We start from the raw sequence: 19,535 nt of genomic DNA on the forward strand, positions 1-19,535 counted from the left end.
CTGGCGGCGTTAGAACTTCGAAAAACGCTTCGTCAGCATTTCTTCGAGGCCCTTCCACGCTTCTGCGTGATCATTGAAGGGCTTGGAAGGAACATAACCTGCGGTCTCGGTTGAGCCCAGCATGTAGCCCAAGTAGTCCTGGAAACGTGGGTGCTGCAGCATATACGAGTTAATCGAGTCATCTCCGGCCCAGTCAGCAGCATCCGCGCAGATTTCATAGCAGCTGCTCATCTGCTGTGCATCGACAGCTTCTGGGCCCTTGGTGATATCACGCACGATGCCATTGAAGGTGTACTGGTTATCTGGGTGAACTATAAATTCGAGTTCGCCGGCATTTGCCGCGGTGACCAATTCTTCCCAGGTGGAAACGCGTGCTAGGTCGTGATCATCATTTTCCATGATCCAACGCATGAGCTGCTTGGACGATGGGAAGGTAAAAATTTCGCCCCACTTGCCCAAAAAGACGGGGGATTCACCGATATAAGTGCGCAGGGTGTAAACCGAACGCGCATCGATGGTGATTTTGACCGGGTCGATACCGGCAGCAGCCCACGCGGAACCATCATAAGGATCTGCCGCCTGCTTTTCTTCCTTGCGCTGCTGTTCGAATCGTTCGCGCTTTTCTTGAGCAGCCTGTTTCGCAGTGGAAATCTTTGATGCAGCCGAGGTAACCGTTTCTTCGTTGAACTCAGTAGAAGGCACGATGCGGATCTGGGCGTCGAGGTCATCAATGACTTTTTGCCAATTGGTCAAGACAATGCGACCAATTGCAGTCCATTCCTGCAAACCTTGCTCGCCAGAGAAATGGTCCAAACCGCGTGAAGCGTTGCGTAGCAAGGAGTGGCTGGCGAAGAAAATGCTGGTTTGTTGCGCAGCAGTAACTGACGCGATGACCTCTGCCATCTGGAAATTGCGTGCCACAGCGGAGATATTGGTGTGGCTCGGGCGGCCGGCTAAAAATTCTGGAGTTCCGATGAGATCGTAGGTATCGCGCTCTTCGGGGCTGACGCGGTTTGCTGGACCCTGGTTAAACTCTTCCCATTCCGGGTGGTCTTTAAGATCATGTGGTTCATCAGATTCAATGAAGGTCAAAAGCTCTGCTTCAGTGCGAAAGCCCAAGACAGTTTCATCATCGCCCAATAGGGCCTGCCATTCGGTGCCTTGCTGGCGCCATTTCGGAGCCCAGAGGGTGTAGAAGTCGCCTTCAGTTAAAGAAATTTTAATCGGAACAATCGCGCGTGAGCTCATGGGCGATAATTCTACCCAAAGCCTAAGAAGTCGGACGCCAGAAGCCCTTGAATTCCATCCCCATGTTGGAGGTTCGCAGTGGATTGACCTGAACCGGGTCGCCGGCTTCGACAATTTGTCCATCACCGGCATACATAGCAACATGCCCATCCCAGACCACTAGATCGCCTTTGACCAGCTCGTCGGCGCTGACCTGGGTGCCTATGGTTTGTTCTTCTGCCAGGCGCGGGATGTCTACCCCGGCTGCGCGGTAGGCATATTGGGTAAGACCTGAGCAGTCGAATCCCTGTGGGGTAGTCCCACCCCATACATACGGGGTTCCGACCATAGATAGCGCAGTATCCACGGCCTTTTCACCCGCCGCAGACCCCGTGGAAGAACCAGATGTAGATGAAGTACCGGCGACAGACCCTGCCGCATCCTCTTCGGCCATGGGGGTTATGCCCGGCTCCAATGAACCTGCAGCCGTGCGTCCTGCGGGAGTAAAACCTGCTTGCCCAGAGACTGCTTGAAGTTCCTTTAACGCGGGTTGTCCGCCATCGACGTGTGAGGAAACCGTACGCGTCGCGATCTCAGCCAACGGTGCGCTAATCGCCGCTAGCTCATTGATAAGGCTGCCGGTACGCGCCACAGCCCGGCCAAGATATTCCATTGCCAACGCTTTTAAGGCTGCCTCAGCGCTAAGGCGCGCAGCGGGGTGGGGAACCAATAATCCGACGGCTAATGGCACAGCGCGCGAGGCCAATTCCATAGCGAGCCCAATGAGATCCTGCGCGCAGGCGCCAATTAAGCCGCTCGCTTCACCGGCGATGCGGCGGATAGTGTCCTGATCTTTTTCCAGCACACCGGCAGCACTTAGCATCTTGCTGGGATCGGTTCCCGCAATGCTTGCAAGCGGTGAGACCGCAGAGATATCTGGAACATTTACTAGGGAAAGCTGCGGGAGGGGAGGCGGCTGCAGGCCGGCAACTTTCGCGATGGTATCAACAATGACATTCATCTTTATCCCACCTGGAAGCCATCAAACGCGGAACTTGCGGCAGAATCGGTGGCCTCGGCGGCATCGGCAAGCGCAAAGCCACTGCGGGCAATATGCGCGACATCGCTATGCAATTGCTGCGAGCGCGCGGTGAGGTTATCCAAGGCCTGGTTGAGGGTGCCCACAAAATCAGCCAAGGTGGAATCAGTGGGCATGACAGCCGGCTGCGGCGGGGTAAAAGCCGCGGCCACATCCAAATCGCGGGCGAGCGAGCGCGTGTACTCTAGGTCAATTTCAAAAGTGTGAGGTGGGTTCATACTCAATTAAGACTGCGTGAATATAAGAATGGTTCCCGCGATGATTTACGATGTAGCTTATGGATATCCACGTAGTAGACCACCCACTTGCTTCATCTCGTCTGACGCTCATGCGCGATGAGCGCAGCGATAACGCAGCATTTCGTGCAGCCCTGGCTGATCTTGGCGGAATGTTAGTCTATGAAGCCTCTCGCAATCTGCCCGTTGAGCACTTCGAATGCAATACCCCAGTCGCTGTAGCCGACGGCACGCGTTTGCTTGACCCACCGATTATCGTGCCTATTATTCGCGCGGGTTTGGGCATGATTGACCCAGCACTGTCGATGATCCCAGATGCTCAAGTTGGCTTTATCGGCATGGCGCGCAACGAAGAAACTCATGAGCCAGTTCCGTATTTGGAAGCATTACCCGAAGACCTCAGCGGACGCACCGTCTTCCTGGTTGATCCGATGCTGGCCACCGGTGGTTCACTGCTTCACTCTTTGAAGCTGTTGGTGGACCGTGGCGCAACCGATATTGTTGCTATCTGCCTGATTTCGGCACAGCCTGGTGTTGATGCCCTCGCGGAGTCTGGCTACCCAGTGCGTTTGGTTACCGCCTGCATTGATCCTTCATTGGATGAAAATGCCTACATCATTCCAGGCTTGGGGGATGCTGGTGACCGACTTTACGGTCCGCGCAACATCGATTTATAAAAGCGCACGCTCGGTGCCTAACGTGCGCCGAGCCATTTGTGCAACACGCACAGTGACATTTTCAACGTGGAAAGATCGCCAAAGCTAGGCTAAGCTCGCAGACGTCCATGACTGCCAGGATCCTGGGGGGAGCCTGGATGCACGTCAGGGGCGTCTTCTAGCTTTAATTGATAATTTTTAAGCAATCTTTTTGGACAGACCTTGGGGGGTGAGGTCCATGGCGCCAAGCGTTGGACGTTTGCTGTGGGCAAGTTATGGTTTTCGGTTTTCGCAAAACCTGAAAAAGATTCGACGAAAACGCGGAGTGACGCAACAAGCATTGGCTGAAATTGCCGGTTTGTCGCGGACACAAGTGTGCAATCTGGAACGCAATGAAAATAACTCTGGAACTAGTGCGGATCCGGCGCTGTCAACGGTGTACAAGTTAGCGTTGGCGTTAGAGGTTCCACCGGCTCTGTTACTGCCGCAACCAGAAGACAATGTGAAATCTGTGTGCGCAACACCTGCACCTCGGGTGACGCAAGAAAAAATTCAGCCCGCAGAACTTGCAGAGATTGCACCTGTCGATGCGATGCCCGCAGGCAGAGTACAAGCACTTTTGGTGAAATCTGCACCAGTACATCCAGCACCTAGCCAGCAGCATTTAATAAGCAGCGAGTTACAACAAGAAGGCGAGGGGAGCGGGTCTTCGTTAGAGAAACTAGCGCCATTTTCTCCCGAGTACACGGCGCATAAACGACTCGTAGCGAGTGCAAAGCACAGTGGCTCAGCACCTAAGACAGCGCATTCACAACGCACCAAAACTACCCGAAGGCTGCGAATAGATGGTGTGCAGTTATCTTAAATTCTTTTTAAAATCACAGGTTGGCACATAGGTTGGCCTATCCTTGCACTGGTTGGATTTATGAACCGCACGGTCTAGTTGTAGAATCGGACGGAGCACAACAAATCTATTGCGCACCACTTTTGGGGCGCCGGGTGTATCAAGGAGGGTCTGACTATGACGCAGCCGACCGTTTCGGAATTCGTCAATGACTGGTTTGATACTCACCGTTCGGAGATCATTGGCTGGCGCCGGCATATCCACAGCCACCCAGAAACGTCCAATCAAGAGTTCGAGACCACCAATTATCTCGCCAAGATTTTAGGCGAGTACGGCGTTGAAGCTCAGCGTTTCCCAGAAACCGGGCTCATGGTTGATATCGGACCTGATACCGAAGAAGGCCGCATTGCTTTCCGCGCGGATATTGATGCGCTGCCGGTACAAGAAGTAACTGGCCTCGAGTACAGCTCCCAAACGCCTGGGGTATCGCACTCCTGTGGACATGATGTGCACACCACCATTGCTTTGGGCGTGGCTTGCGCGGTGGCAGATTATAACCGCGAATTCCCGCTGAGCATTGGTGTGCGCGTTATTTTCCAGCCCGCAGAAGAAGTCTGGGTCGGTGGAGCAACTGACGTTATTGAATGGGGTGCGCTCGAAGGCGTGCACTCTATCTACGCCGTGCACGTGGAGCCCAAGCTGCGGGTTGGTCGCATCGGACTCCGCGCCGGCGCGATTACCTCTGCCACCGATATCGTCGAAATCGATATCAAAGGCCCCGGCGGGCATACCTCCCGGCCGCACCTGTCTGCTGATGTCATCTACGCCATGAGCAAGGTTGTTACTGATTTGCCGGCGCTATTATCGCGCCGGGTGGATCCGCGCACGGGCACGGTTTTGGTCTTCGGCACCATTAACTCTGGCTATGCTCCGAATGCCATTCCACAAACCGGTTCGATATCCGGCACGTTGCGCACCGCCGATATTGGAATCTGGCGCGAAATTTCTGGCATCTTCCAGGAATTGGTTGAGCAGGTCCTTGCCCCAACTGGGGTAAAACATGAGCTGACTTATCATCGCGGTGTTCCGCCGGTGCTTAACGATGATGTAGCAACCGCGCTGATTGCATCGGCAGCTAAGGCGATAGACCCGCAATCAATCGTGCAAGCTCCGCAATCTTCTGGTGGCGAAGATTTCTCGTGGTACTTAGAACACGTGCCAGGCTCCATGGTTCGCTTGGGCTGCTGGTCTGGTGATGGTGATATGCACGACCTGCACCAGGGAGACTTAGTTGTGGATGAGCGTGCAATTGGCGTGGGTATTAAGTTATTTAGTTCTGTGATTAGCCAATTTATGACGGCTATTGAAGAAGAAGCCGCCAAATCCTAGCGCTATTTTCTTTCATAGGCTGCTCCAACGGTTGCCCTGGCTAAGAACTTTTAACCTTTAACAGTTAGACTCTAAGGGAATAAATCCCCATGACTTTTAAAGGAGTCGGTTAAACATGGCTGAGCACCAAAAGCGCATTGTTATCATCGGCGGTGGCCCGGGCGGTTATGAAGCCGCGCAGGCAGGCGCCAAGTATGGTGCAGATATTACTGTCGTTGAAGATCAGGGCATGGGCGGCGCAAGTATCTTATTGGATTGTGTTCCTTCTAAGTCTTTTATTGCGGGCGCAAATATTAAGACTGACCTCCGCCGTGCTGATGATATGGGGCTTAGCGGAGGCTTTTCCAACACTGAGGTGGCCTTGCAAGCGCTTAATGAGCGCGTGACGGCACTTGCTAACCGCCAGTCCGATGATGTGCGGGCACGTACTGAGGAACTCGGTGTTCGCATCATTGATGGCCGTGGACGCTTTGACAAGGACCAGGTACCGGCTTCCAGCGGTGGGCACAAGGTTACCGTTACCCACAACGACGATGGACATGAAGAAGTCCTAGATGCAGACCTGGTTTTGATTGCCACTGGTGCGACGCCACGCGTACTGCCGGGGGCAAAGCCTGATGGTGAACGTATCTTGACTTGGCAGCAGGTCTATGACATTACTGAGCTGCCTGAACATCTCATCGTTGTTGGTTCTGGCGTCACCGGTGCGGAATTTGTTTCCGCCTTTGCTGAGCTGGGCGTGAAGGTCACTATGGTGGCTTCCCGCGATCGTATTTTGCCGCACGATGACGCCGATGCTGCAGATGTATTGGAAAAGGTTCTGGCAGAGCGCGGCGTAGAGCTGGAAAAGAACTGCCGCGTTGATACCGTCACCCGCACCGAAGATGGCGGCGTTGTAGTCAAGACCACCGATGGTCGTGAGATTTACGGTTCGCATGCTCTGATGTCCATTGGTTCGGTTCCTTCTACGGCTGAGCTTGGCTTGGAGCACGTCGGTGTGGAAACCGCACCTTCTGGCCACATCATGGTCGACCGCGTATCGCGTACCAATATCCCAGGTATCTACGCTGCCGGTGACTGTTCTGACCTGTTCCCGCTAGCTTCTGTTGCTGCGATGCAGGGCCGTATTGCGATGTATCACTCTTTGGGCGAAGGTGTTTCCCCACTGCGCCTGAAGACTGTTGCAACTGCTGTGTTCACCCGTCCGGAAATTGCTGCGGTTGGTTTTACCCAGAAGGAAATCGAAGCCGGCGAGGTTGCTGCGCGTACCGTCGTGATGCCGCTGTCAACCAACCCTCGCGCGAAGATGCGTTCGCTGCGCCACGGTTTTGTGAAGCTGTTCTGCCGCGCGACCTCTGGCCGCGTCATCGGTGGCGTTATCGTTGCACCAACTGCTTCCGAGCTGATTCTGCCTATTGCCGTTGCCGTGACCAACCAGCTGACTGTTAACCAGCTGGCTGACTCGATGGCTGTCTACCCATCCCTGTCCGGCACCATCACTGAGGCGGCCCGCCGCCTCGTTGCCCACGACGATCTGGAGTAGGTTCTCGATCGCCTGCTCAAGTTGCTAACTAAAAGAAAATTCTTAGAGATCCAGTGTCCTCAAGTACAGATCACAAATGTGCGAGTGACCCCAGGATTCTCTAAGATTTTCTATTTGCCTGTGAAATACAGTGGCCTTGAAAGCACTTATCTATGATTCCCTACTGAAAGAAACCGTAGACTGGCGATATGCATGTGATTCGACCTGATATTGAAGCATTTAGACTTCCGAACGATGAGAAAGAGAAACTTCCTGACTACATGGTCTTTTTCTGGAGGGAAGTTGAGGAGCAAGAATTCGACTGGAAATACTTAATCCAGGATTATGTCGTAGTCGAAGGAGCAGAAGACGCGTGTGAAGTGATCTCTTGGGCAAAAGATCAAGCGAAGGGCCGTATTATCGCGGTATATCTGATGGCTTATCCCAAGGTATCTCGCGAACCGTCTGTTGCCCAGCTAAGTCGAGTTTATGGCGACTATCCTGAAGGAGAAAAGCATCGTGAAGATGACTTTTTCGAATTCACGGTTTGATATCTCTTCCATTTTTGGGAAGGATTCGAAAGTCCAGAAAAGGGCTTAACAGACAACATATGCTTGTTTGACATATGAAGCGGTTCCTGTTTGAGGCCGTGCACCGAAGGGCGCGATCCAGTTGATATAAGTCGATGCCTTGTAGTGGTGCTTCTTTCCGTCACAACGCATGGATACGTTTTCTTTCCAAGATTTCTTATGCAAGACCCGAGGGCCAGTACTCGTCTTGCTTGTTTTATTATCACGGATGAGACGAACGAATCCATCGATTTCGGGAAGCGGGACCTGGCACGTGATTCGGGCCTGGGAATTTACTGTGCCAGGAACATGGTGAGAGTGATGAGGCGTATCAAGTGATCCTTTACACCGAACAGGCACGACTCCAGCTTTCGTGGTCAAATTGGCACGAGCAGACTGTTCCGACGGATAGGAGTTCGGAACTTTGTGTCGCAGATCTTGGTCGCTTTGTTGGGCAGTCGGATCAGCATTATCCGGTTCCGTTGGATCGTCATTTGCAGGTATTTCGACTGTGAAATCGAAGTCGTAATCCAGCTGATTAAACTCTTCTGGAGAGGGCGTATCGCCTGTCAGTATGAGAGGAGCTGTGACTTCAGGGGTCTCTTTAGCAGTTGCTAAAGGCGTAGTAAAAGACAATATCGTGAGGATTGTGATCGCGTACGCGAGAGTTCTTTTCATGCGTAATGGTTCCTAAACCGGTAGGGAGATTTGAATCTCTATTTAAGCACGAGATCGAGCCAATTTGAGCAAACTTATCGGTTCCTACCACTGTAGTGAGCAACACGTAGTATCCAATTGTTTAGTGTGGATTCCTTGGCTTGCTATGGAAGTCACTACTAGCGTGGACTACAACGCGCTAATTGCGAAATTGTCGTTGGGTGGACCTCTCCACTCCGAGCATATGACCGTTCGCGGGGGAGCGGTTTGCGTCATTATTAAGGGGAAAGTACAGAAGTGTTTATTAGTATTCCATTATGAATGAAATTAGGGATAGGGGAAGGCTCCAACAACGTAGTTGCGGAGCCAGATCAGATATTGCCGGTGTACGAAAGTACCAATGCTTAAAATGTAGGTGATTGACGCCTCGCCTAAATGTGAATGCTGCTCGGCGAGAATGGTGTTCAGAGAAGACCTTGTTCAGGTGGGATGCTAGTTTTGCTAGAGGCCAACTGCAGTGACGGCGTGCTGAGCTTGCTCCGGGGTGAACTTCTCGCCGTAATCAGAGGTGAGCTGGTTGAGCAATTCAGTACCCGACATTGGCATGAGTTCCTGGTAGCTTTCAGCGGCCTCAACAGCCTCGGCGTTCCAGTCTGCGTCAACGGTATCTACCGCGTACTGCGCTTGTTCGGGGGTGAACTGCTCGCCGTATTCAGAAGTGAGCTGGTCGTAGAGCCCCTGGTAGGAGAAGTGGCTGAACTCAAGGTAGTTCTCTGCGGATTCTAGAGCTTCTTCGTTCCAATCAACGGTGACAGTGTCCACGGCGTATTGGGCTGCATCGGCTGGGTACGCATCGGCGTATTCGGAGGTCAGCTGGTCATAGAGACCCTGGTACGAAAAGGAGCTGAAGTCCAAGTAACGCTCGGCGGAACGTAGCGCATTTTGGAATTCTTTAGAGACATTGTCGTCAACACCAGCGGCATCAGAGTTAGGGGTTTCTGCTGCGGTGTCTGCGTTGGCGTCTGCGCCAGCTGCGGCGTCTGGTTCGGTTTCGGCTTCTGCTTCGGCAACCAAGTCGACGCTCTTGTTGGTATCGGCGGAATCGGCGGTGGTGGTGGCTGCGTCATCGTCATCATCATTGTTGGTAAAAGCACTGAAGAGAACAACGACTGCAACGATACCGACGCCCCATTTTAGAAAGCCGCGCTTTTTCTTCTTAGGTTTCGCGGAGTCTTGCGGGGCGAAATTAGGGGACTGGGAATCCTGGGGAAAGGTCCCATAGGGGTTGGGCTGGGAGCCAGACATACTAAGACATCCTTTGATAAGTGATAGGGAGGGAATAGGTACTCATGCAGCTACTGCTTGGGTACGTCACTTATGATGTCAAAGGCGCTAGACAATGCCCTGAGACGAGCTAGAATTTATGTGCTAACCATTCGAAATGGGACAGGTAGAAGCACCTGCCGGTGTTCGAACAGGCCTTAAGAAATGCTCAGTTCTGCCAACGCGTGGTCTGCCTGCTGGTCGGTAAACCGGCCGATGGTATCGGAGACCAAAATATCGCGCAACTCCTCAGGGGTTATATCAATATTGTCATTGCTCCAGTAGGATTCGGCGGCTTCAACGGCCTCGGCATCCCAATCGGCTTCGACGTTATCTACCGCATACCGCGCCTGGGCATCAGTGAAGTTATCTGCTGACTCAGCGCTGAGCTGGTGGTGCAAACCTTCATAGGAATAGTGACTGTGTCGCAGATAGCTTTCGGCGGACTCTAAGGCTTCGGCATTCCAATCGGCATCGATGTTATCCAGTGCGTATTGCGCAGCTTGGTCAGTGTAGACCTCGCCATATGGGCTGGTGAGGTATTCGGCGAGCTCGGATTCAGAATAATGACCTTGCTCAAGTGCTTCGCGGGCAGCGACCAAGGCTAACTCTCCATCGGTCGATGCATTGAGCTCATTGATGCGGTTGCTACCTTCCTCGATGGCACCGCTGATTCCATCAGTAATGCCATCCTGGACTTTTTCATCCATCTCTGAATCCCACACGCTGTTAAAACCAATGGCGCCGCCGATAACAATCACCATGGCAGCAATAGCAATGATTTTATTTCGATTCCCGCCGGATTTCTTCTGCTTTTTCTCTGGCTTCCGGTCGGAGGCAAACACCGCATTCTGCTTGAGAGATTCTTGGTATTCGGCATAACTTTGGGTGGAATAATCCGCCTGTGGCTGCTGCTCATAGTTTGGGCCGGACATAAGATTCCTCCGCGGGAGATGAGTAAAAACTTTAGTAGATGCTGATTCTACGCTAGATCAAACGGCGTATCCGAGGTGGTGTTGAGATTAATTGCATGCTCGCGGCCCTGTTGTGGGAAGGCGCGTTGCGGGCATGCCTCACGCGGACAAATCGTACAGCCCGGGCCGATAGGTGTAGCCGAGGCAGGGGAGAGGTTCAGCGCATCGGAGTAGATGAGCTTATCGGCATGCGAGATCATGCAGCCAAGCCCCACTGCGAATTCTTTGCGTGGGGTGCCAAAGGATTTCACCTGGCCTTGCACATGCCGTGCAATCCATAAATACGTGTGCCCATCGGGCATGGTGGCGACCTGCCGGGTAATGCGGTTCGGCGTCTCGAAAGCGCGGTGAATTGCCCACAACGGACAGGAACCGCCAGTGCGGGAGAAGTGAAAAGACGTCGCAGACTGGCGTTTGGAGATATTGCCTGCGCGGTCAGTGCGGATAAACACAAATGGCACGCCACGCGCACCGGGGCGCTGAAGCGTCGTTAAGCGCTGCGCGGTGGTTTCAAAACCTGTGCCGAAGATCGATGCAATCCGGTCGATGTCATAGCGGGTATTTTCTGCAGTCTCTAAAAATTCTGTATACGGTAGCGTGACCGCAGCAGCGAAATACTGCGCGAGCCCATAGCGCCCAGTTTGCCTGGCGAGACCTGTGGGAAGTTCGTGCACCAGGTTATCCAAGACTTCGGGGTAGGCGAGAAGGCAATATTGCATCGCTAGTTGGAAGGTCAGTTGGGCATCGGAAAGCCCTGCACGTAATGACAGCTCACGCGAGGAAGCTTCAAAGATGCGGCGCTCGGTTTGCGCGGAGCGGCCAAAGCGCGTGTGCACATCAAATTCACGGTCCAGCAGGTTAGCCAAGTGATTAAGGCGCAAGATTTTATCGCCCAATTTCCCCGCGAGTTCTTCTGCCAACACATCTAATTCATGGATGTAGTTATGTGATTCAAAGAAGAATTTCTGCACCATATCGAGCGGAGAAGTCGGTTCTTCCTGCGGATCCGTTTGCGCAACAGACACCAACTTCGGCATCAGCTCCGGAAACCGGGCGGCTAAATCATGCAGAGTGTCATCTTCTACCGTGGGAAATAAAGAACGCAGCTCATTAACGACGCGCAGGTCTTTATCAGAAGAAAAATAGGTGCTATCAACATTGAATGCCTCGGCCAGCTGAATCAGCACGGTAACAGTGAGAGGGCGCTGGTCATTTTCCAGCTGGTTGAGGTAGCTGGTGGAAAGGTTAAGCTGCTTGGCCATCTCCACCTGGGTGAGTCCATGAGTCTTTCGCAGTGCATGGATCCTTGCCCCCGCATAGTGTTTGCTCATCGCATGCCTTTCTTCAAAACCCTGTAGTACCTGCGGGTTACGCAAGTTTTGCAAGTTTTACAATTTAACACCACATTATTACACAAGCCCAGCCTATGGCGTAGGTCATTGGCTAATCTCTAGTGTGATGGGTAGCTCATATATTGGACGTGTTTGAAGAAAAGGACTTGTAAAAGCGAAATGATCGAGCATTCAGTACGTACCCATAAGTCAGCAGAAGACTTCCCACTTGAGGAGCACTTGGCCTACAAGATTGCTCAGGTGGCGGCCGATCCGGTTGAGGTTGGGCAAGAAACCAAAGACATGATCATCAACCGCATCATTGATAATGCATCGGTTGCGGTGGCTTCGGTGATTCGCCGTCCAGTAACTTCCGCGCGTGTGATTGCACAAGGCCATGAGGTGGCAGAAGGCGGCGCGACCGTCTTTGGCGTCGATGGCAACTACTCCGCGGAGTGGGCAGCGCTTGCTAATGGCACTGCCGTGCGTGAGTTGGACTTCCACGATACTTTCTTGGCCGCGGATTACTCACACCCCGGCGATAATATCCCGCCGATTCTGGCCGTAGCGCAGCACAAGGGCCTTGATGGCAAGGCGCTATTGCGCGGTATTGCTACCGGCTATGAAATTCAGGTCAATCTCGTGAAAGGTATTTGCCTGCACGAGTGGAAGATTGACCACGTGGCGCACCTTGGCCCATCGGTTGCAGCGGGGCTGGGCACCATGCTGGATTTGGATGTAGATACCATCTACCAAGCTATTGGCCAGGCGCTGCACACCACCACGGCAACGCGTCAGTCCCGCAAGGGCTTAATTTCTTCCTGGAAGGCCTACGCGCCAGCGTTCGCAGGCAAGATGGCGATCGAAGCCGTTGACCGTTCCATGCGTGGGGAAGGTGCACCAGCTCCGATTTGGGAAGGTGAAGATGGCTTCATTGCTTGGATGCTGCATTCGCCAGAGCGCACCTACACCGTGCCGCTGCCTGAGGCAGGCGAGGAAAAGCGCGCCATCTTGGAGACCTATACCAAGGAGCACTCTGCGGAATACCAGTCCCAGGCACCGATTGACCTAGCGCGACGCATGAAGGCCACCTTGGCAGACAAGGGGCTTGCCACCGCCGATATTGAATCCATCGTCCTGCACACCTCGCACCACACGCACTATGTCATCGGCACCGGCGCGAATGACCCGCAAAAGATGGATCCGAATGCCTCGCGTGAGACCCTAGATCACTCCATCATGTACATCTTTGCCGTAGCTCTGGAAGATGGCACCTGGCACCACGTGGATTCCTACGCGCCAGAGCGTGCGAATCGCCCGGAGACCATTGAGCTGTGGCACAAGGTTTCCACTGTCGAAGATGCCGAGTGGACCCGCCGCTACCACTCCCATGACCCGAATGAGAAGGCCTTTGGTGCCAAGGCGGTCATTACCTTCAAGGACGGCACGGTTATTGAAGATGAAATGGCTGTGGCCGATGCCCACCCATTTGGTGCACGTCCCTTTGCGCGCGAGCAATACATCGCTAAGTTCCGCACGCTTGCTGATGGTCTTGTGTCCCCCGAAGAGCAAGACCGCTTTTTGGCAGCGGCTGAAAATGTTGAGAACTTAAGCGACCTGCGTGAGCTCAACGTCCGGCTGACCGATGAAGCGCTTGCACAGGCACCGCAGACTCCAGAAGGGATTTTCTAAATGGCAGGCCTATTTGGCTCTACGAAATCTAATGCCCAGAAGCGCGCGGAGTTTCGTGCATCGCTAGAAAGCTCCGAGCTAACCAAGCTTCCGGGGGCCTTCAACCCACTGACCGCCCGGCTTATCCAGGACATCGGCGGCTTTGAAGGCGTGTACATCTCCGGCGCGGTGTTAGCTAATGACCTGGGCCTTCCCGACATTGGCTTGACTACCTTGACCGAGGTTGCGCAGCGCGCCGGGCAGATTGCGCGGGTTACGGACTTGCCAGTGCTTGTCGATGCCGACACCGGCTTCGGTGAGCCCATGTCCGCCGCACGGACCATCGCCACGCTAGAAGATGCCGGACTGGCGGGCTGCCACTTGGAAGATCAAGTCAATCCCAAGCGCTGTGGGCACCTTGATGGCAAGGAAGTCGTGCCGACCGATTTGATGGTGCGCCGTATTACTGCCGCGGTCAATGAACGTCGCGATGAGAATTTCATCATCTGCGCGCGCACTGACGCCGCCGGTATCCACGGTATTGAGGAAGCCATCGAACGCGCTAAGGCTTATGCCGATGCTGGCGCGGACATGATTTTCACCGAAGCTTTGTACACCGAAGAAGACTTCGCGAAGTTCCGCGCGGCCGTTGATATCCCGCTGCTGGCCAATATGACCGAATTCGGTAAGACCAAGCTGCTCTCGGCGCAGAAAATCCAGGACCTTGGCTATAACGCGGTTATCTGGCCGGTATCCACCTTGCGCGTGGCGATGGGGGCAACCGAAGAATTCCTCCGCGATATGCAGTCAGAAGGGCTGCAATCCGAAGAATGGCTAGACCGCATGCAGCACCGCTCCCGGCTGTATGAACTTGTCCGCTATCAGGAATATAACGACTTCGACCAGTCCGTCTTTACCTACTCCCAAGAAAACTACAAGCCTACTTTTTAAGGAGAACACCATGTCTGAAACCCCAGAAATCCGCAAGGGCCTCTACGGCGTCGTCGTTGATGAAACCGCCGTGTCCAAGGTTGTCCCAGAGACCAACTCTTTGACCTACCGTGGCTACCCGGTCCAAGAGCTGGCGCGCTACTGCAGCTTTGAGGAAGTAGCCTACCTGCTGTGGAATGGCCGTTTACCCAAGCAAGAATCCCTCATCCGCTTCTCTGCGCGTGAAAAGGCCCTGCGCCACCTCGACCGCCACCTCATCGACCTGGTGATGTCCATGCCGCTGTCTTGCCACCCGATGGACGTGCTGCGCACCGCAGTTTCGTTTATCGGCGCCCAAGACCCAGATGCCTACACACGCAACTCAGAGCATGTGCGCCACTCGGCGCTGGAGCTGATGGCCAAGCTGCCGACGATCGTCGCGTTGGATATTCGCCGCCGCCAGGGCAAAGGCTACATTGAGCCTTCACGCAAGAAGGGGTTTGCAGAAAACTTCCTGTGGATGGTCTTCGGTGATGAGGAGGGATCGCCTGCGAATTCCCGCTCCGATATCGAAGCTTTTGATAAGTCGTTGATTCTCTACGCCGAGCACTCTTTCAACGCCTCGACATTTACTGGCCGTGTAGTGACCTCGACCATGTCCGATACCTACTCGGCAGTAGTGGCTGCTATCGGCGCGCTCAAGGGCCCGTTGCATGGTGGTGCCAACGAGGCCGTCATGCACAATATGCTGGAGATCGACGACCCATCGAAAGCTGAAGCCTGGGCGAAAGAAAAGCTCGCCAACAAGGACCTGATAATGGGCTTTGGTCACCGCGTCTACAAAAAGGGCGATTCTCGCGTGCCAACCATGGAAGCGGCATTTAAGGAATTGGCAGAAGAGCATGGCCAGACCAAATGGGTAGAAATCTACGACATCTTGGCTAAGACGATGGAGGAAAATACCTCCATCAAGATCAAGCCGAACCTGGACTTCCCAGCGGGTCCTGCGTACTACATCCTCGGTTTCCCAATTGAGTTCTTCACGCCAATCTTCGTCATGGCGCGCATTACCGGCTGGACTGCGCACATCGTGGAACAAAATGAAAACAATTCCCTCATCCGTCCGCTGTCTGCTTATGTAGGCGAAGAGCAGCGTTCGGTTCCTCCACGCTCCTTCTAAAACCCTTGTTAAAGACTCGGTTGGCTTAAGAAGCGGAACAAATCCCGTATTTGGCAAATTTTGTTAAGTACGGGGTTCGCTTCTTGTTTACGGGCTTGACATGCGGCGAAGCCATGCCGTAGATAAGCGAGATGTCGTACGACAATGTCCACAATCTGCTGGTTGAGGCTTCTGTGTCCGGTGGCAGCGGAAAACTAGTGTGCCGGTCATGGACGTAAATCCACATCCACATAAGGTAGCTAGAATTCAATTTTGCGAAAATGTTTTGTGGAGCCACCAATAGACGTATAGTTATGGACGTCACCCTAGATGCGTCTGTGTTTAGGAGATGCTCTTATTCATCCCAGTCAGCACGATTGGTACTGCGTAACCACCACCCCGGTAAGAAACTGGTGAACAAAGAAAAATCCAGTTTCGCGGTACTTTAATTTTGCTGGCTTTAGGAAAGGACATGTAACCGTGGTCGATTCCGCGCTTCCATCGTTTAAGAAGATTCTGGTCGCAAACCGCGGCGAGATTGCAGTTCGTGCATTCCGTGCCGCATATGAGACCGGTGCAAAGACTGTTGCTATTTATCCGCGTGAAGACCGTAACTCCTTCCACCGCGCATTTGCGGATGAAGCAGTTCGCATTGGTGTTGAGGGACAGCCTGTTAAGGCTTATCTCAACATTGATGAAGTCATTCGCGCTGCTAAAAAGTCAGGCGCGGACGCTATTTACCCCGGCTATGGATTCTTGTCCGAACGCGCCGAACTTGCGCGCGCTTGTGATGCTGAAGGCATTACCTTTATCGGCCCGTCCGCGGACACGCTGGATCTCACCGGCGATAAGGCAGCAGCAGTTGAAGCGGCCACCGCGGCTGGTCTTCCAACCCTGCACGACTCCGTCGCGTCCACTGACGTGGACGAGCTTTTCGCTGCGTCTAAGGATTTTGAATACCCGATGTTTGCGAAGGCTCTAGCCGGTGGCGGCGGCCGCGGCATGCGCTTTATTGAAAATGAGAAGGAATTCAAAGAGCGTGTCGCGGAAGCCTCCCGTGAGGCTGAAGCAGCTTTCGGCGATGGTCGCGTGTACCTCGAGACTGCTGTAATTAAGCCACAACACATCGAGGTGCAGATCCTGGCTGATGGCGAAGGCAATGTCATGCACCTATTTGAGCGCGACTGCTCGGTGCAGCGTCGTCACCAGAAGGTTGTCGAGATTGCTCCGGCGCCATTTTTGGACCCCGAGCTGCGTGACCGCATCTGCCAGGATGCGGTGAATTTCTGTAAGCACATCAACTACAAGGGTGCTGGCACCGTTGAGTTCTTGGTCGATGAGCGCGGCAACCACGTCTTCATTGAGATGAACCCGCGCGTGCAGGTAGAGCACACCGTGACCGAAGAGGTCACCGGCATCGATATCGTAAAGTCCCAGATGCAGATCGCCGCTGGCGCGACCTTGGAAGACTTGGATCTGCGCCAAGAAGACGTCAAGCTCAATGGCTTTGCGTTGCAGTGCCGCATTACCACCGAAGACCCTAATAACGGCTTCCGTCCAGATACCGGCACCCTGACCGCCTACCGTTCTCCAGGTGGCGCTGGTGTCCGCCTGGACGGTGCGACTTCCGTGGGTGCGGAAATCTCGCCGAACTTCGACTCTTTGCTGGTGAAGATGACCTGCCGTGGCAAGGATTTCCAGCAGGCCGTGCAGCGTACTCGCCGTGCCCTTAAGGAATTCAACATCGCTGGTGTTGCTACCAACATCGGTTTCTTGCGCGCGCTGTTGCGTGAGCCTGACTTTGTGTCCAAGCGGATTGACACCAGCTTCATCAACAGCCACCCAGATCTGCTGAAGGCTCCTCCTGCATCCAATGAGCAAGACCGCATCTTGGAGTACTTGGCTGATATCACGGTCAATAAGCCAAATGGCAAGCGTCCAACGGATATTCGTCCTTTCGATAAGCTGCCAAAGATCGACCGCCAAAATATCGATCTGCCACGCGGTTCACGTGATGAATTGCTGGAGCTGGGACCAAAGGGCTTCGCGGAGAAGATTCGCTCCCAGGACGCGCTGGCCGTTACCGATACCACCTTCCGTGACGCCCACCAGTCGCTTCTAGCAACGCGTGTGCGCGGTACCGCGCTGGTGACCGCAGCTGAGCACGTCGCGCGTTTGACCCCAGAGTTGTACTCCGTTGAAGCCTGGGGCGGCGCGACCTACGACGTCTCCATGCGTTTCCTCTTCGAGGATCCATGGCAGCGTCTCGACCTTCTGCGTGAGGCTATGCCAAACGTGAATATCCAAATGTTGCTGCGTGGCCGCAACACGGTGGGCTACACGCCATACCCAGATAGCGTGTGCCGCGCTTTCGTGCAGGAGGCAGCGAAGTCTGGCGTGGATGTCTTCCGCATTTTCGATGCGCTTAACGATGTCTCCCAGATGCGCCCAGCCATCGAAGCGGTGCTGGAGACTAACACCACCGTCGCCGAAGTTGCGATGGCGTACTCCGGTAACTTGAGCGATCCGAATGAGAAGCTCTACACGTTGGATTACTACCTGAACTTGGCGGAAGAAATCGTCAAGTCCGGTGCACACGTGCTGGCGATTAAGGATATGGCTGGTCTGTTGCGCCCAGATGCCGCTGCGACTCTTGTGACCGAGCTGCGTAAGAACTTTGACTTGCCAGTTCACGTACACACTCACGACACCGCTGGTGGCCAGCTGGCGACCTACTACGCAGCAGCATTGGCCGGTGCAGACGCCGTCGACGGTGCCTCGGCACCGCTGGCAGGTACGACCTCGCAGCCATCGCTTTCGGCCATCGTCGGCGCGTTTGCGAACACGCCTCGTGATACCCAGATCGAGCTGGAAGCAATCTCGAACATGGAGCCTTACTGGGAGGCCGTGCGTCAGCTGTACGCGCCTTTTGAAAACGGTATCCCTGGCCCTACCGGGCGTGTGTACAAGCACGAGATCCCAGGTGGTCAGCTATCCAACCTGCGCGCGCAGGCCTCGGCTCTGGGCCTGGCGGATCGCTTCGAGGTCATTGAGGACAACTACGCAGCCGTCAACGAGATGCTGGGACGCCCAACCAAGGTCACCCCATCGTCCAAGGTTGTTGGTGACTTGGCCTTGCACCTTGTGGGTGCAGGTGTGGCGCCAGCTGATTTTGAAGAGAATCCAACCAAGTATGATATCCCGGATTCGGTTATTGCCTTCCTCCGCGGCGAGCTTGGTACTCCTCCAGGTGGCTGGCCACCGTTGCGCGATAAGATCTTGTCGGGCCGCAACGGTGAGCTTCAGCTTTCCGATGTTCCTGCAGAAGAAGCCGCTCACCTCGAATCCGATGATTCCGCAGAGCGTCGCCCTGCGCTTAACCGCTTGCTGTTCCCGAAGCAGTGGGATGAGTTCAATGAGTTCCGTCGCCACTACGGCAACACGGAAGCTTTGAACGATGCTGACTTCTTCTACGGCCTCAACGAGGGCGAAGAGCGCATCATCCACCTCTTCCCAGAAGGTTCTAACGATCGTGCTGATTTGAAGCAGATGGTTGTGCGTCTGGATGCAGTCGGCGAACCAGATGAAAAGGGCTTGCGTTCAGTCATCTTGAATGTCAACGGGCAGATTCGTCCGCTGAAGGTCCGCGACAACTCTGTTGAGTCCGTAACCTCCACGGTGGAAAAGGCCGACACGAAGAATGACGGCCATGTCGCCGCACCATTCTCCGGTGTGGTCAACCCAACAGTGCAGGTGGGCGACGAAGTCAAGGCCGGCGATCAGGTTGCTGTCATTGAAGCGATGAAGATGGAAGCATCCATCTCCGCTACCAAGGACGGCAAGATTGAGCGCGTTGCTATCGCGCAAGCTACCAAGGTTGAAGGCGGCGACCTCATCGCTGTTATCAGCTAGACGCTAGTCGCACATAAAAGCCCTCTGCCTCCCATA

16 protein-coding genes are annotated in these 19,535 nt (G+C 54.2%); 9 read left to right on the forward strand and 7 right to left on the reverse strand.

All coding sequences use genetic code 11. From position 1 onward, the window contains the following. Positions 1-9: 9 nt before the first annotated feature. Genes CSTAT_RS02980 through CSTAT_RS02990 form a run of 3 tightly spaced genes read right to left on the reverse strand, consistent with a single transcriptional unit; the run spans position 10 to position 2,544 of the window. Positions 10-1,248 carry a hypothetical protein gene (locus tag CSTAT_RS02980; RefSeq protein WP_075722417.1) on the reverse strand — a complete coding sequence of 413 codons (1,239 nt, stop codon included), beginning with the start codon at positions 1,246-1,248 and terminating at the stop codon, positions 10-12. Between the two features lie 22 nt (positions 1,249-1,270). Continuing rightward, positions 1,271-2,248 carry a C40 family peptidase gene (locus tag CSTAT_RS02985; RefSeq protein ID WP_075722418.1) on the reverse strand — a complete coding sequence of 326 codons (978 nt, stop codon included), beginning with the start codon at positions 2,246-2,248 and terminating at the stop codon, positions 1,271-1,273. A gap of 2 nt (positions 2,249-2,250) precedes the next feature. After that, positions 2,251-2,544 (reverse strand): transducer protein Htr23, encoded by a 294-nt coding sequence (locus tag CSTAT_RS02990; protein ID WP_075722419.1) that lies wholly within the window; start codon positions 2,542-2,544, stop codon positions 2,251-2,253. Between the two features lie 59 nt (positions 2,545-2,603). On the opposite strand from CSTAT_RS02990, the gene upp reads away from it, so the two are divergent. The 5 genes from upp to CSTAT_RS03015 all read left to right on the forward strand — a co-directional run bounded on the left by upp (position 2,604) and on the right by CSTAT_RS03015 (position 7,524). Continuing rightward, positions 2,604-3,239, forward strand: a complete 636-nt coding sequence (gene upp / locus CSTAT_RS02995) for a uracil phosphoribosyltransferase (RefSeq protein ID WP_075722420.1) — start codon at positions 2,604-2,606, stop codon at positions 3,237-3,239. Positions 3,240-3,456: 217 nt separating this feature from the next. Continuing rightward, positions 3,457-4,083, forward strand: coding sequence for a helix-turn-helix domain-containing protein (locus CSTAT_RS13280; protein ID WP_083640628.1), 627 nt, complete (start codon positions 3,457-3,459; stop codon positions 4,081-4,083). A gap of 156 nt (positions 4,084-4,239) precedes the next feature. Beyond that, entirely contained in the window at positions 4,240-5,451 is a 1,212-nt protein-coding gene (locus tag CSTAT_RS03005; RefSeq protein ID WP_075722421.1) for a M20 family metallopeptidase, read from the forward strand. A 115-nt stretch (positions 5,452-5,566) separates the two neighbouring features. Further along, positions 5,567-6,994 (forward strand): NAD(P)H-quinone dehydrogenase, encoded by a 1,428-nt coding sequence (locus CSTAT_RS03010; protein ID WP_075722422.1) that lies wholly within the window; start codon positions 5,567-5,569, stop codon positions 6,992-6,994. A 188-nt stretch (positions 6,995-7,182) separates the two neighbouring features. Continuing rightward, entirely contained in the window at positions 7,183-7,524 is a 342-nt protein-coding gene (locus CSTAT_RS03015) for a hypothetical protein (protein WP_066840324.1), read from the forward strand. Positions 7,525-7,569: 45 nt separating this feature from the next. Here the strand turns inward: CSTAT_RS03015 and CSTAT_RS13420 are convergent, their stop codons facing one another. The 4 genes from CSTAT_RS13420 to CSTAT_RS03035 all read right to left on the reverse strand — a co-directional run bounded on the left by CSTAT_RS13420 (position 7,570) and on the right by CSTAT_RS03035 (position 11,827). Continuing rightward, on the reverse strand, positions 7,570-8,220 hold the full coding sequence (locus tag CSTAT_RS13420; protein ID WP_156845085.1) for a hypothetical protein: 651 nt from the start codon (positions 8,218-8,220) through the stop codon (positions 7,570-7,572). A 480-nt stretch (positions 8,221-8,700) separates the two neighbouring features. Further along, complete coding sequence (locus tag CSTAT_RS03025) at positions 8,701-9,504, reverse strand: Ltp family lipoprotein (protein WP_075722423.1); 804 nt, start codon at positions 9,502-9,504, stop codon at positions 8,701-8,703. Between the two features lie 176 nt (positions 9,505-9,680). Then, entirely contained in the window at positions 9,681-10,457 is a 777-nt protein-coding gene (locus CSTAT_RS03030) for an Ltp family lipoprotein (protein WP_075722424.1), read from the reverse strand. Between the two features lie 47 nt (positions 10,458-10,504). Beyond that, a complete protein-coding gene (locus CSTAT_RS03035; protein WP_066792553.1) occupies positions 10,505-11,827 on the reverse strand; it encodes a short-chain fatty acyl-CoA regulator family protein in 1,323 nt (440 codons plus the stop codon). A gap of 180 nt (positions 11,828-12,007) precedes the next feature. Here CSTAT_RS03035 and prpD point away from each other — a divergent pair, with 180 nt between their 5' ends. The 4 genes from prpD to CSTAT_RS03055 all read left to right on the forward strand — a co-directional run bounded on the left by prpD (position 12,008) and on the right by CSTAT_RS03055 (position 19,499). Beyond that, positions 12,008-13,519 carry a 2-methylcitrate dehydratase PrpD gene (gene prpD / locus CSTAT_RS03040; protein WP_066792554.1) on the forward strand — a complete coding sequence of 504 codons (1,512 nt, stop codon included), beginning with the start codon at positions 12,008-12,010 and terminating at the stop codon, positions 13,517-13,519. Then, complete coding sequence (gene prpB / locus CSTAT_RS03045; RefSeq protein ID WP_066792555.1) at positions 13,520-14,449, forward strand: methylisocitrate lyase; 930 nt, start codon at positions 13,520-13,522, stop codon at positions 14,447-14,449. 10 nt (positions 14,450-14,459) lie between these two features. Beyond that, complete coding sequence (locus CSTAT_RS03050) at positions 14,460-15,608, forward strand: bifunctional 2-methylcitrate synthase/citrate synthase (protein WP_066792556.1); 1,149 nt, start codon at positions 14,460-14,462, stop codon at positions 15,606-15,608. 459 nt (positions 15,609-16,067) lie between these two features. Continuing rightward, positions 16,068-19,499, forward strand: a complete 3,432-nt coding sequence (locus tag CSTAT_RS03055) for a pyruvate carboxylase (RefSeq protein WP_075722425.1) — start codon at positions 16,068-16,070, stop codon at positions 19,497-19,499. The last annotated feature ends 36 nt before the right edge of the window (positions 19,500-19,535 follow it).

The sequence above is a fragment of the Corynebacterium stationis genome (assembly GCF_001941345.1).
Lineage (GTDB): Bacteria > Actinomycetota > Actinomycetes > Mycobacteriales > Mycobacteriaceae > Corynebacterium > Corynebacterium stationis.

Coding starts and splice junctions, on each gene's coding strand:
- upp (WP_075722420.1), top strand. CDS start 2,604: ATGGATATCCACGTAGTAGACCACCCACTTGCTTCATCTCGTCTGACG.
- CSTAT_RS13420 (WP_156845085.1), bottom strand. CDS start 8,220: ATGAAAAGAACTCTCGCGTACGCGATCACAATCCTCACGATATTGTCT.
- CSTAT_RS02990 (WP_075722419.1), bottom strand. CDS start 2,544: ATGAACCCACCTCACACTTTTGAAATTGACCTAGAGTACACGCGCTCG.
- CSTAT_RS13280 (WP_083640628.1), top strand. CDS start 3,457: ATGGCGCCAAGCGTTGGACGTTTGCTGTGGGCAAGTTATGGTTTTCGG.
- CSTAT_RS02980 (WP_075722417.1), bottom strand. CDS start 1,248: ATGAGCTCACGCGCGATTGTTCCGATTAAAATTTCTTTAACTGAAGGC.
- CSTAT_RS02985 (WP_075722418.1), bottom strand. CDS start 2,248: ATGAATGTCATTGTTGATACCATCGCGAAAGTTGCCGGCCTGCAGCCG.
- prpD (WP_066792554.1), top strand. CDS start 12,008: ATGATCGAGCATTCAGTACGTACCCATAAGTCAGCAGAAGACTTCCCA.
- prpB (WP_066792555.1), top strand. CDS start 13,520: ATGGCAGGCCTATTTGGCTCTACGAAATCTAATGCCCAGAAGCGCGCG.
- CSTAT_RS03015 (WP_066840324.1), top strand. CDS start 7,183: ATGCATGTGATTCGACCTGATATTGAAGCATTTAGACTTCCGAACGAT.
- CSTAT_RS03010 (WP_075722422.1), top strand. CDS start 5,567: ATGGCTGAGCACCAAAAGCGCATTGTTATCATCGGCGGTGGCCCGGGC.
- CSTAT_RS03050 (WP_066792556.1), top strand. CDS start 14,460: ATGTCTGAAACCCCAGAAATCCGCAAGGGCCTCTACGGCGTCGTCGTT.
- CSTAT_RS03030 (WP_075722424.1), bottom strand. CDS start 10,457: ATGTCCGGCCCAAACTATGAGCAGCAGCCACAGGCGGATTATTCCACC.
- CSTAT_RS03035 (WP_066792553.1), bottom strand. CDS start 11,827: ATGAGCAAACACTATGCGGGGGCAAGGATCCATGCACTGCGAAAGACT.
- CSTAT_RS03005 (WP_075722421.1), top strand. CDS start 4,240: ATGACGCAGCCGACCGTTTCGGAATTCGTCAATGACTGGTTTGATACT.
- CSTAT_RS03025 (WP_075722423.1), bottom strand. CDS start 9,504: ATGTCTGGCTCCCAGCCCAACCCCTATGGGACCTTTCCCCAGGATTCC.